This is a genomic window from Acinetobacter sp. AOR41_HL, from assembly GCF_027854645.1.
Taxonomy (GTDB): domain Bacteria; phylum Pseudomonadota; class Gammaproteobacteria; order Pseudomonadales; family Moraxellaceae; genus Acinetobacter; species Acinetobacter nosocomialis.
This window is the reverse complement of record NZ_JAKTHZ010000011.1, coordinates 74,019-86,198: the sequence shown is the minus strand read 5'-3', so window position 1 is coordinate 86,198 and position 12,180 is coordinate 74,019. Positions and strand designations below refer to the sequence as shown.

Here is a 12,180-nt window from a genome sequence, read left to right as displayed (position 1 = left end):
TGGATGGTTCCAGTATTTGCACCGGCAAATTTCATTCCGGTACGTGGTGAAGGTTCACGTATCTGGGATCAAGAAAATAAAGAATATATCGATTTTGCAGGCGGGATTGCAGTAAATGCATTAGGTCATGCGCATCCAGTGGCAGTCAATGCGTTAACAGAACAAGCAAAAAAACTTTGGCATGTCGGCAATGGTTATACCAATGAACCCGTACTGCGTCTTGCTAAACAACTCACTGAAAATACATTTGCAGACAAAGTATTCTTCTGTAACTCAGGTGCAGAAGCAAATGAAGCAGCATTAAAGCTTGCTCGTAAAGTTGGACTCGACAGCGGTGTCGCAGGTAAAAGCGGTATTGTGGCATTTAACAATGCGTTTCACGGCCGTACTTTATTTACCGTTTCGGCTGGTGGTCAGCCAAAATATTCACAAGACTTTGCACCACTTCCAAACGGCATTAGCCATGTTGCTTATAATGATTTAGAAGCGGCTAAAGCAGTTATTAATGAGCAAACCTGTGCAGTAATTGTAGAGCCTGTACAAGGTGAGGGTGGGGTAATTCCTGCTGATATCGAATTTTTAAAAGGTTTACGTGCACTGTGTGATCAGTTCGGTGCCTTACTTATTTTTGATGAAGTGCAAACAGGTGTCGGTCGTACAGGTGCACTTTATGCTTACATGAACTACGGTGTGACTCCAGATGTACTCACTACTGCAAAAGCACTGGGCGGTGGTTTCCCTGTCGGTGCAATGCTAACAACTGATAAATTTGCGCCGCATTTTTCAGTGGGTACACACGGTACGACTTATGGCGGTAACCCGCTGGCAAGTGCAGTTGCAGGCGCAGTCTTTGAGTTTATTAATACACCAGAAGTACTTGAAGGCGTGAAACACCGTCATCAATATTTCCTTGATGCGTTAAATACGTTAAATGCTGAATATCAAGTTTTTGATGAAATTCGTGGTCAAGGTTTATTGATTGGTTGCGTATTAAAAGCTGAATATGCAGGTAAAGCAAAAGATATTACGACTTGGGCAGGTGAAGAAGGTTTACTTGCTTTAATCGCAGGGCCTAACGTAGTTCGTTTCACACCTTCACTCATTATTCCTGAACAAGATATTGATGAAGGGATAGCTCGTTTAAAAAGAGCTTTGGCAAAGTTGGCTAAATAAAAAAAAGGAAAGCTAGCCATGATGATTGTCCGTCATGCCGAGTTTCGAGACCTTGAAGATATTTATAAATTAGCAGGTAAGTCAGGTGTTGGCTTGACTTCCTTGCCACAAAATATGGATACGCTTTCGGCTCGAATTTCGCGTACTCGCAATACTTTAAATGGTAATGTTCATAAGAGCGAACAGGGTTATTTGTTTGTTCTTGAGGATACAGAAGCTCAACGTGTTATTGGGGTGAGTGCAATTGAAGTTGCTGTGGGTTTAATCGAACCTTGGTATAACTTTCATGTTGGAACCCAAGTACATGCTTCAAAAGCATTAAATGTCTATAAAGCATTACCGACTTTATTTTTAAGTAATGATCGAACGGGAAGTAGTGAGCTCTGCACATTATTTTTAGATCCGGAACGTCGTGAAAACCAAAACGGTAAATTCTTATCAAAAATCCGTTTTATGTTTATCGCAGCATTTAAGCAATATTTTGAGAAAAAACTTATTGCCGAGATGCGTGGTTTTTCTGATGAAAATGGTTGTTCACCTTTTTGGGATGCGATTGGGCACCATTTTTTCAATATGGATTTCTCCACAGCAGATTATTTAAGTGGTATTGGCCAAAAAGTTTTTATTGCGGAACTTATGCCACGTTTTCCAGTCTATGTAGACCTTTTACCAAAGGCTGCACAAGAAGTGATTGGAAAAATGCATCCACATACTTTACCTGCTTATCATGTGCTTGAGTCCGAAGGCTTACGTTATCAAGGATATGTCGATATTTTTGATGCAGGTCCAACCATTGAAGCCAATATTGATGAGTTGCGTGCAGTTAAAGAAAGCCAATTTTTAACTGTCAAAATTACTAATGAAGCGACAGTGGGTAAAACACAATACCTTGTTGCCAATGATAACTATCACGACTATCGGGCTATGTTAATGAAGCTTGATCTCGTAGATAACATTCTAAATTTAAACCATGAACAAGCTGAAAAACTCGGTGTACAAGAAGGGCACGCTGTTCGTGTGTTATCACTAAATCCTATGGAAGTATCCTGATGTCAAACTCTTTATTTATAAACGGTGTCTGGTTACAAGGCAGCGGTACAACATTTGTAAAAACAAACCCAGTTGATAACCAAACTGTATGGTCAGGTACTGAAGCTACAGCTGCAGATGTTGAAAAAGCTTGCCAAGCCGCACGTACAGCATTTCCTGCATGGGCACGTTTAGCTTTTGCAGAGCGTGTTGCAATTGTAGAAAAGTTTGCAAAGCTGCTTGAAGAAAATAAAAAACATTTAGCTGAAGTAATTAGTCAAGAAACCAGTAAGCCTTTTTGGGAAACGTTAACTGAAGTTCAGTCAATGATTGGCAAAGTTGCGATTTCGATTCGTGCTTATCATCAACGTACTGGCGAAAGCTCAACTGAAATGGCAGATGGTGTGGCATCTTTACGTCATCGTCCACATGGTGTACTTGCAGTTTTTGGCCCATATAACTTCCCTGGCCATTTACCAAATGGGCATATCGTTCCTGCTTTGCTTGCTGGCAACACAGTTGTGTTTAAACCTAGTGAATTAACGCCTTGGACTGCTGAAGAAACTGTAAAACTTTGGCAACAAGCAGGTTTGCCAAATGGTGTAATGAACTTAGTTCAAGGTGGCCGTACTACTGGTGAAGCCTTGGCTGCTTCTCATGAAATTGATGGTTTATTGTTTACCGGAAGTGCAAACACTGGTTACCACTTGCATAAGCAAATGGCAGGTGCGCCTGAGAAAATTCTTGCGCTTGAAATGGGCGGCAATAATGCATTGATTATTGATGAAATTGAAAATATTGATGCGGTTGTTAATCTCACTATTCAATCTGCTTTTGTTTCGGCAGGTCAGCGTTGTACGTGTGCACGCCGTATCTTGGTAAAAAATGGCGCTGAAGGTGATGCATTTATTCAACGTTTTGTTGAGGTTGCTAAAAACCTGAAAGTTGGCCGTTGGAATGATGAGCAACAACCATTTATGGGTGGTGTAATTTCATCAGTTGCTGCGACAAACATGATGAATGCTCAGCAAAAGTTACTTGAGCTTGGTGCCAAAAGTTTATTGCTAATGACGCGTCCTCAAGAAGACAGCTCGCTACTTACTCCAGGTATTGTTGATGTAACAGGTGTGGCGGGTATTCCAGATGAAGAATATTTTGGTCCGCTTACCACCATTCAACGTTATGACAGTTTTGATGAAGCATTAAAAATTGCCAATGCAACTCGTTTTGGTTTGTCTGTTGGATTGGTTTCTCCAAAACGTGAACTATTTGATGACTTACTCATTGAAGCGCGTGCCGGTATTGTGAACTGGAACAAACCATTAACAGGCGCTTCAAGTGCTGCGCCATTTGGTGGTGTTGGAGCTTCGGGTAACCACCGTGCAAGTGCGTTTTATGCTGCTGACTACTGTGCTTGGCCAATGGCTTCACTTGAAAGTGAAAGCTTGACGTTGCCAGAAAAATTATCTCCAGGGATTGTGTTGCCTTAACACTAGGGAAAGAAAAAATGAAAGGATATGAAGTAAATTTTGATGGTTTAGTGGGGCCAACACATCACTATGCGGGTTTGTCTTTTGGTAATGAAGCATCAACCAAAAACCGTAACAATACCTCGAATCCAAAATTAGCAGCGAAACAAGGCTTATTAAAAATGAAAGCCTTGTCTGATATGGGAATGAAACAAGGTGTACTTGCTCCGCATGAACGCCCACATGTTCCAATGCTACGCCGTTTAGGTTTTACTGGAGATGACATTAGTGTTGTTGCTCAAGCAATGCGCTATTCACCAGAGCTATTATCATCTTTAAGTTCAGCTTCTCCAATGTGGACTGCAAATGCTGCAACTGTTTCACCTTCGGCTGATAGCCAAGATGAGCGCGTGCATTTTACTGCAGCAAACCTGAACAATAAATTTCATCGTTCAATTGAAGCTGAAACTACAAGCCAAGTCTTACAAGCCATCTTTAAAAATGAACGGCACTTTGTACACCATGAAGCTTTACCACAAGTGGCTTTGTTTGGTGATGAAGGGGCAGCAAATCACAATCGTTTAGGTGGTGATTATGCTAAGCGTGGTGTTCAGGTCTTTGTTTATGGTCAACAACATTTAAATAATGGTTTACCGGGACCAAAGCGTTATCCAGCACGTCAGACGCGTGAGGCAAGTGAAGCAATTGCGCGTTTGCACCGTTTAGATGATGCACATACGGTTTTTGTTCAACAAAATCCAGATGTGATTGATCAGGGTGTTTTCCATAACGATGTGATTGCGGTAAGTAACCAACAGGTTTTATTCCACCATCAACATGCTTTCTTAAATCAAGATCAGGCATTTGCTGAAATTCGTCAAAAAATGGCAAGCATCGGTGAAGATTTTATTTCGATTGAAGTACCTGAAAACCGCGTGACTGTAGACGATGCTGTTGCTACTTATTTGTTTAATAGCCAGATTTTGACTCGTCCAGATGGCGGCATGACCATTGTTGTACCAGAAGAGTCTCGCCAAAATGCTGCAGTGTGGAGCTATTTGAACGATATGATTCAAATGGGCACACCAATTGATGCGATTCAGGTATATGACCTGCGTGAAAGTATGCGTAATGGTGGTGGACCAGCATGTTTGCGTTTACGTGTGGCTTTGAACGAAACTGAATTAAATGCTGTAAATCCAAAAGTATTAATGAATGATCAATTATTTGGCACACTCAATCAATGGGTAGATAAACACTATCGTGATCGTTTAGCTCAAGAAGATTTGGCAGATCCGCACCTACTTATGGAAAGCCGTATGGCGCTTGATGAACTCACTAAAATTTTAGGTTTGGGTTCGGTTTATCCTTTCCAAAAATAATGAGGAGGTGACATGCAAGATTTTCTAGCATTAACCTTACAAGGTGAGCAACCTACAGTACGCGAGGGAAAACAAGAAAATTTTTCTTGGCGTTGGTTAGGTGAGGGAGTTCTTGAATGTACGCCATATGTACAGTACGACAAAGCTGTCGTACTGTCAGCTGGGGTACATGGTAATGAAACAGCACCAATTGAGTTGTTGTCTCAACTTTGCACCGATTTATTTGCAGGACGTTTAAACCTTGCTGTGAGGTTGCTGCTTGTGTTAGGTAACCCGTATGCAATGCGTCAAGGTAAGCGTTATGTGCATGATGATGTAAACCGAATGTTTTGTGGTGGATATAAAACTCTACCCGTGACTGAGGAATCTAAGCGAGCTGAAGTTTTGGAACACGCAGTTGCCACTTTCTTTCAGGAAAGTGCGAGTGATGCTAAGCGCTATCACTATGATTTGCATACGGCAATTCGGGCTTCATTATTACCAACCTTTGCTTTATTGCCTTATCAAACCCATGACTACGATGCTGATTTGATAGCAAGTCTTGATGCTGCTGATTTAGATGCTTTGGTTTATCACCGCGCTGCAGGTAAAACCTTCACACATTTTACCAGTGAGAGCTTTAAAGCTGCGAGTGCCACCTTGGAGTTGGGTAAAGCCTTGCCATTTGGACAAAATGACTTGAGCCAGTTTGCTGCAATTGATGAAGTCATTCGTCATGTGGTTTCTGAACAAGCTTTACCGATGCGGCATAAATCGAAAATTCGAGTGTTTCAGGTATCTGACTCTTTAATTAAAAAAGATGAGGATTTCCAAATGAACTTATCGGCTGAGGCTCCGAACTTTTCGACATTTACCCAAGGTGAAATCATTGCGATGCAACCTTCGGGTAATTATGTAGTTGAACAAGAGCAGGTCTGGATTTTATTTCCAAACCCAAATGTGAAGATTGGTTTACGTGCAGGTTTGGTTTTAACCGAAACACACTCATAATTTTTAGATAAATAAAAAAGGGCGATGAATCGCCCTTTTTTATTGCTAACTTTAATTAGTTAGTGCCGAAAAGGCCTTTAACGAAAGATTTCTTTTCAGTTTTTTGTGTAGAGCCTTGAGCCCCTGCATTTACGTTTGCATTTGCACTGATTCCAACCGGAGCAACATTAACACCAACATTTACGCCTGTTTGAGCGTTGACTGCATGAGCTGGTTGAGCTGCATTTAATTGTGCTTGAGCATCAGCTTTAGTACCCGCAACAAATTCTTTTTGCTCTGCTTGATTTTGAGCTACGCGAGCTTTAACTGCATCTACACGTGCTTGAGCATCAGCTTGTTTTTCAGCGCTAAATTCTTTTTGTTCAGCCTGTTTTTCAGCAACTTTGGTTTTTACTGCATCAAGATGTGCTTTTGTATCAGCTTTAGCTTCAACTGCTAAGTTTTTAGTACCTGTTGCAGCTTTAGTCGCTAAATTTTTTGTCCCTGTTGCTGCTTCAGTAGCAAAATGTTTAGTGCCTGTTACAGCATCAGAAGAAAGTTCAGCTACTTTTCCTGTTGTTTTTTTAGTTGCTTTAACCGTAGTGTTAGCAGCTACATGACCAGCATGTTTTGCAGTGCTACCTACAGTATGTGCAGTATTTTTAACTGTATTTGTTACGCCACTAACAAGTCCACCCGGTTGTACATTTACTTGAGCAGAAGCGTCCGCATTAATGCCCGCACTTTGTGCAAAAATAGAAGCAGAGGCAAGAACGCTTGCAGTCACGATAGCTGTTTTCATCATTTTCATTGCGATATCCTTCAAAGAATATACCCTTTTAGTGAGGTATTTCATAAACGCAATCGCATCATATCTAAGGCTTGATTCGCTTGGGAATCACCTTAATCAAAACGTTACAACAGCATTACAGTCATTCAACACATTAGGGAGAAATTGTGGAGAAAAGAAAATATTAATAATAAAGTGAAATAGATACCGATATTTTATGATTTAAAAACGAGCAAAATACTTTTCGTCTTTTTCTTTTCTAAAATAAAAATACCCAAAAATATTTAACATGACCATTTTTCTATATCTATAAAGATGATTCTTTTTTCATTTTTTATTCGAGATAACGGCATAGTTATTGCTTATTATGAGAATAAGGTGCTTTTTGGCGCTTTTTTGAACCATATTCTGCCAGAAATATAAACGTAAAGGGCAGAACTGTATTTTTGCTTATTCGGGAAAAGATGATTTTGCTTTTCTCATGTTTATATATTTCATGAAATAGAAATTTCACATGAAATATATCTTAAGAAATAGTGCTTTATTTCGAATAATCAAAAATAAATATAGATGTCTATAAACAAAATAACAGAGATCTTAAATGATGAAAATTATTGCTTCCCTTTTCATATTGGTCGGCTTAGTCGCCGTTGTTCTCTATTTTAAGCCAACAAACGGTGCATCTGAGGTGTTCAATTCTGCTTTAAACAAGTCGAATTCATCACAACCAGACACTTCATCTTTACTTTCTAAACTTAAGGAGCCTGCTCAACCTAAAAACTTATCTTTAAATTCAACTCAACCCAAACCCGTATCAGAAGATACTGTTCCTTTTTATGACACAAAAAGTGATCCTTCGATTCAACCGATTGATCCAGAAAAAGATCCAGCAAATGAAATAAAAGCGAAATAAGTAAATTGTTAGTTGAAAAACTACGGAGAAAAATAATGCAAAGTAAAACGTTATTTCTATTAGGTCTATGTACGATCTTAAGTACAACTGCATCCGCTGTTCCTTTGGACGCTAAAGGTGCCAAACAGCAGTTAAATCAAGCAGCAAAACAAAAAGTATTTCAGGGTAAAATTAACTTAGATGCTTTGGTTACCAATGAATCTAATGATCTTATTGTTGAATACAATATTCCTTCGGAAAGTGTGGCTACAGGTTTGGAGCGACGAAATTATATTGCTGCAAATAAAAAGAATATCCAGTCAAGGTTTAATCGTGGTGTAGGGGTACAAGTACTTCGGGACTACAATAATTTACCTATAGCTTTTTACCGAATTAGTAATAAAGAAGCTTTGGTTGATTTGCTTAATGATCCGAACGTTAAGGCTGTATATCCAAACCGGATTAATCAGGCGACAACCATGGAAAGTTTGCCTTTAATTAACCAGCCTCAAGCTAATACCAAAGGCTTTAATGGAACTGGTTCTAGTGTGGCTGTGCTTGATACGGGGGTAAATTACTTACATTCGGATTTTGGTTGTACAGCAGTTAATTCACCTTCAAGTACGTGCCGTGTCGTTTATGCATTTGATAGTGCCCCAGATGATGGCTCACTTGACGATAATGGTCATGGTAGTAATGTTTCAGCGATTGTGTCTAAAGTTGCCACCAAAACAAAAATTATTGGAATAGACGTTTTTCGGTCAGGTTCAGCCTATGATAGCGATATCCTTGCAGGGATTAACTGGGCAGTAAATAACGCTAAAACATACAATATTAAAGCAATCAATTTAAGTCTTGGTATTCCTGGTGTTAAATACAAATCTGAATGTAGTAATAGTAGTTATGCAACGGCGTTCGCAAATGCGCGAGCTGCTGGGGTAGTACCAGTAGTTGCATCAGGTAACGATGCATTTCCTGATGGTATTTCTTCACCTGCTTGTGTTGCTGGAGCGGTAAGAGTAGGTGCTGTATATGATAGTAATATTGGTGGTGTTTCATGGGGGAACCCAGTGAAATGTTCTGACCCAACCACGGCAGCGGACAAGGTGGCATGTTTTAGTAACGGGGGCAGTCTTGTGACTTTATTGGCACCAGGGGCAATGATTACTGCGGGTGGTTATACTATGGGAGGTACTTCTCAAGCCACGCCACATGTGGCTGGCGCAATTGCGTTATTAAGAGCAAACAGTGTTACACCAACTGAAACTATTGATCAGACCATTAATCGTTTAAAAACCACGGGTAAACCTATTACAGATTCAAGAACAGGTTTGGTTTTCCCACGTATTGATTTACTGGCGGCAACCAATGGTTTAACCGTTAACTAAATAGCATATTTATAATTTCTTATTAGGTCCAAGAAATTTAAATGGCTAGGGCTCGTTGCAAAAGATTACTTCTGCAACGAGTTTTTTTATGAAAAAGCCTTAATCACACTTTGCTAAATTGTCTTTACTAAAATTACTTTGAAGCTTTTTGAAATTATTTTGAATTTCGGGATCTTGGATATTAAAAGTGGTTGAACTTTTCGTTGTTGAGTTGATGGCTTGACTTAATATGCCAGAAGAATCTGGATATTGCTCCGTAAATGATTGAGCTGAAATTAACCCTTTATTGTTAAAAATCCAGTGCTCAGTAACTTGGCCACCACCTAAATAACCCGTAAATTCAATCATACAAGCTTGTTTATCGTGTTTAATGAGTTTGGCTACATTACCTGTCGTGGTGGGATAAGCTTCAATATTAGTATCTTGTTCTAAAACTTGTGCCTGAGAATAAGAAGAAACGGATTTTGTGGTTGCACAAGCAGTTAGTGCTACACAGCAGAGTGTTGAAAAGAGAAGTTTTTGACTATTCATAAGGCACATTCCTCGCTCTTTGTAGTATTTTTAAATGTCTATATTTTTTAAAAAGCGCGAAATGATCGCGCTATTCAAACTCAATCTTAATTGGTCGTCGTGCTAGATTTGCTTAACTCGCCTTGTTCAATTGGTATGTTTTGGCCATTTCGGCTACTAGTAATATTTTGTTTGGCTTGTTCTATTTTCTGTTCAGTAAAGACTTTCGCTGTATCTGCTTTTTGTTGAACGACCTCTGCTTTTTCAGCTGTAAATTCTTTAGTACTTTGCCATTTTTCACTAATTTTTTGTGAAGTGTTTTCGGAAGCACCTTGAATAGAATCTCCTAAATTTTGTATGCCTTTTCCTGTCTTATATAATAGAACACGTCCTAAACTTGGATTGTCACCATAAGGTTGCGTCTTAGGTGCTACTTCATTTACTTGTTGTGTCTGTGTTGTTTCAGCAAAAAGGGTTGATGAGGCCAGTATAGAGCTTGCAACGCATAACACTTGTAAGGTTTTCATTTGGATCAATCTCCCCAATTACTTTAAAAGTTGAAGTGCTGATCTTACTGTTAAAAATAAATCTTGTGCAGGCATGTGATAAAACCCATACGATTTAATTACGAGAATTCATCATTTAACAGCAATTGACTTACTCTTCTGAGACCTATAAATAAAATTCAGACTTGATAAGTTCTATAAACGTATCTCTTGCTTTATGGTTGCTCACGTTTTTATGCCAGAAAAAGTGATTTTGCATAAAGGCAAGATGTTCAAACTTATAGCTTTGAATATGCGCTAAATTTTTATATTGCTCATAAATACTCTTAGGGACTAAAGCCACACCAGAACCTGCACTCACACAACCAATAATCGTGGCATAACTGGTAATGCTGGTGATGGGAAGTGAAATATTCTTGAGTTTAAGCCATTCTTCTAAAGCTGCACGGTAAGGGCAGCCTTCAGTCCACATAAAAATTTCTTTACCAATCAGATCTTCTTGGCAATGAATTTCACCTAAAGAGTGAGATGCAATCAAGACCATGTCTTCTTGGTAAATACTGAGTTTATTCAGCATTGGAAACTCAATATTACCTGCGACAATTGCACCATCAAGTTTGTGCTGAGAAATATCAACTAATAATTGTTTCCATGTGCCAGTAATAATTTGAATGGAAACTTCTGGAAAACGTTGATGATATTTTGCAAGTAAATTGGGCAGGCGAGTTGTAGCAGAAGATTCAATTGCTCCAATTTTCAATGGGCCAGAAGGTGGGGCATCAGGGTGAACACTTCGTTTCGCTTCATCGCATAGCGCTAAAATTTTATGGCAATAGCTAAGGAAGATTTCTCCTGATGGGGTGAGTTTTAAAGCTTTCCCTTCACGATAAAACAATGGTGCGCCGAGTTCTTCTTCAAGCTGCTTAATGCGTGTAGTGATATTGGAGGGTACGCAATGTAGTTGTAGTGATGCTTTAACCATGGTCCCGCATTCAACCACGGTTTGAAACATTTTTAACTGGGTAATATCCATATTTAATCATTCACTTTTAATGAATATTTGACTCAATATAAGTTAATTTTATTCAACTATCTATGTGCATATGATGAAAGAGTTCCATTTCATTAGTGCAGATTTAACATGGCAATTTCTCTTGCTGCGGAAACCCAGCCTCCAGCTTTTAAGCTTTACTTATGTATTGCTATTACTGTCTTTTGTTGGGGCTATTCACCTATTGGTGTACATAGTGCCTTGCATTCATATACACCGCAGCATATAGCTTTGCTCCGCTTTTTAATTGCATCAGTTTTTTTACTGCTTTTGGTCATGAAAAAAGGAATTCAGCCATTAAAGTGGAAAGATGTTCCTGCGCTAGGTGTATTAGGATTTTTCTCTGTAACGCTGCATCATTTGCTTATAAATGCTGGGCAGCAATATGTAACTGCTGTTGCTTCCAGCATTTTAAGTCAATCTATTCCGCTATTCACTTTTATTATTTCAGCTTTGCTTTTTAAAGAAAAAATTCGTTTCAAACAGTGGTTGTGCATTTTGCTTGGCCTTTGTGGAGCCGTGTTGGTGGTTAGTGGAGATCATGGTTTTGGTGTGCCGAGCCCTTATAGTTTGTTGATTGTTTTAGCTGCAATTGCATGGGGGCTTTATTTTAATTTATATAAAAAATTTGCCTTAAATTATGATGCCTTGAGCATGATGTGCTACATCATTTGGTTCGGGACCATTCCTTTACTATTTTATAGTGCCCATTTACCTAGTGAAATTTTACATGCTACTTGGCAAGCCAATATGTCAGTTGTCCTATTAGGTATTTTCCCAAGTGCAATGGCTTATGTACTTTGGGGATATGTACTTAAAAATATGCCGTTAACGATTGCATCGAATTTTTTGTATTGTTCGCCGATTGTCGCGATGAGTTTGGCAGTTGTTTTCTTAAATGAAAAACCCACAATAATTGTGCTGCTGGGTGGAGCAATTATTGTGGGGAGTTTGGTATGGATGAATTGGGCCAATAGGCGTACTATCGAATAAGCTATGTCACGCGCTACTTGCTTTAAGA

Annotated in this window: 12 protein-coding genes; 8 read left to right on the top strand and 4 right to left on the bottom strand. The window is 39.1% G+C overall.

Features of this window, described 5'->3' with window-relative positions:
- The 5 genes from MKL35_RS03285 to astE form a co-directional block, all read left to right on the top strand.
- On the top strand, positions 1–1,173 hold a 1,173-nt coding region (locus MKL35_RS03285; RefSeq protein ID WP_270912830.1), incomplete at its 5' end, for an aspartate aminotransferase family protein.
- Between the two features lie 18 nt (positions 1,174–1,191).
- A complete protein-coding gene (astA, locus tag MKL35_RS03280; protein ID WP_002052326.1) occupies positions 1,192–2,223 on the top strand; it encodes an arginine N-succinyltransferase in 1,032 nt (343 codons plus the stop codon).
- Positions 2,223–3,692 carry a succinylglutamate-semialdehyde dehydrogenase gene (gene astD / locus MKL35_RS03275; RefSeq protein ID WP_004711744.1) on the top strand — a complete coding sequence of 490 codons (1,470 nt, stop codon included), beginning with the start codon at positions 2,223–2,225 and terminating at the stop codon, positions 3,690–3,692. The genes astA and astD overlap by 1 nt, the downstream gene beginning before the upstream one ends.
- A gap of 17 nt (positions 3,693–3,709) precedes the next feature.
- A complete protein-coding gene (astB, locus tag MKL35_RS03270) occupies positions 3,710–5,053 on the top strand; it encodes an N-succinylarginine dihydrolase (RefSeq protein WP_032011481.1) in 1,344 nt (447 codons plus the stop codon).
- A gap of 12 nt (positions 5,054–5,065) precedes the next feature.
- The gene (astE, locus tag MKL35_RS03265) at positions 5,066–6,043 is read left to right on the top strand and encodes a succinylglutamate desuccinylase (protein WP_032011482.1); all 978 of its coding nucleotides are present in this window, start codon (positions 5,066–5,068) and stop codon (positions 6,041–6,043) included.
- A gap of 55 nt (positions 6,044–6,098) precedes the next feature.
- Here the strand turns inward: astE and MKL35_RS03260 are convergent, their stop codons facing one another.
- Positions 6,099–6,833, bottom strand: coding sequence for a hypothetical protein (locus MKL35_RS03260; RefSeq protein ID WP_002052282.1), 735 nt, complete (start codon positions 6,831–6,833; stop codon positions 6,099–6,101).
- A 583-nt stretch (positions 6,834–7,416) separates the two neighbouring features.
- Here MKL35_RS03260 and MKL35_RS03255 point away from each other — a divergent pair.
- Both MKL35_RS03255 and MKL35_RS03250 read left to right on the top strand, forming a co-directional pair.
- Positions 7,417–7,725: a hypothetical protein gene (locus MKL35_RS03255; protein WP_031944342.1), complete on the top strand. Its 309-nt coding sequence runs from the start codon at positions 7,417–7,419 to the stop codon at positions 7,723–7,725.
- A 35-nt stretch (positions 7,726–7,760) separates the two neighbouring features.
- Complete coding sequence (locus tag MKL35_RS03250; RefSeq protein WP_006582579.1) at positions 7,761–9,092, top strand: S8 family peptidase; 1,332 nt, start codon at positions 7,761–7,763, stop codon at positions 9,090–9,092.
- Between the two features lie 99 nt (positions 9,093–9,191).
- Here the strand turns inward: MKL35_RS03250 and MKL35_RS03245 are convergent, their stop codons facing one another.
- The 3 genes from MKL35_RS03245 to MKL35_RS03235 form a co-directional block, all read right to left on the bottom strand.
- Complete coding sequence (locus MKL35_RS03245; protein ID WP_032011483.1) at positions 9,192–9,623, bottom strand: hypothetical protein; 432 nt, start codon at positions 9,621–9,623, stop codon at positions 9,192–9,194.
- An 86-nt stretch (positions 9,624–9,709) separates the two neighbouring features.
- Positions 9,710–10,129: a hypothetical protein gene (locus MKL35_RS03240; RefSeq protein ID WP_002052287.1), complete on the bottom strand. Its 420-nt coding sequence runs from the start codon at positions 10,127–10,129 to the stop codon at positions 9,710–9,712.
- A gap of 145 nt (positions 10,130–10,274) precedes the next feature.
- Positions 10,275–11,141 carry a LysR family transcriptional regulator gene (locus MKL35_RS03235; RefSeq protein WP_004884623.1) on the bottom strand — a complete coding sequence of 289 codons (867 nt, stop codon included), beginning with the start codon at positions 11,139–11,141 and terminating at the stop codon, positions 10,275–10,277.
- Positions 11,142–11,249: 108 nt separating this feature from the next.
- Between MKL35_RS03235 and MKL35_RS03230 the strand changes: the two genes are divergently transcribed.
- Positions 11,250–12,152, top strand: coding sequence for a DMT family transporter (locus tag MKL35_RS03230; protein WP_106479505.1), 903 nt, complete (start codon positions 11,250–11,252; stop codon positions 12,150–12,152).
- Positions 12,153–12,180: the final 28 nt, after the last annotated feature.

Bases quoted from the DNA above. Each gene is read 5' to 3' on its own strand.
- astA (WP_002052326.1), top strand. From the start codon at position 1,192: ATGATGATTGTCCGTCATGCCGAGTTTCGAGACCTTGAAGATATTTAT.
- astD (WP_004711744.1), top strand. From the start codon at position 2,223: ATGTCAAACTCTTTATTTATAAACGGTGTCTGGTTACAAGGCAGCGGT.
- astB (WP_032011481.1), top strand. From the start codon at position 3,710: ATGAAAGGATATGAAGTAAATTTTGATGGTTTAGTGGGGCCAACACAT.
- astE (WP_032011482.1), top strand. From the start codon at position 5,066: ATGCAAGATTTTCTAGCATTAACCTTACAAGGTGAGCAACCTACAGTA.
- MKL35_RS03260 (WP_002052282.1), bottom strand. From the start codon at position 6,833: ATGAAAATGATGAAAACAGCTATCGTGACTGCAAGCGTTCTTGCCTCT.
- MKL35_RS03255 (WP_031944342.1), top strand. From the start codon at position 7,417: ATGAAAATTATTGCTTCCCTTTTCATATTGGTCGGCTTAGTCGCCGTT.
- MKL35_RS03250 (WP_006582579.1), top strand. From the start codon at position 7,761: ATGCAAAGTAAAACGTTATTTCTATTAGGTCTATGTACGATCTTAAGT.
- MKL35_RS03245 (WP_032011483.1), bottom strand. From the start codon at position 9,623: ATGAATAGTCAAAAACTTCTCTTTTCAACACTCTGCTGTGTAGCACTA.
- MKL35_RS03240 (WP_002052287.1), bottom strand. From the start codon at position 10,129: ATGAAAACCTTACAAGTGTTATGCGTTGCAAGCTCTATACTGGCCTCA.
- MKL35_RS03235 (WP_004884623.1), bottom strand. From the start codon at position 11,141: ATGGATATTACCCAGTTAAAAATGTTTCAAACCGTGGTTGAATGCGGG.
- MKL35_RS03230 (WP_106479505.1), top strand. From the start codon at position 11,250: ATGGCAATTTCTCTTGCTGCGGAAACCCAGCCTCCAGCTTTTAAGCTT.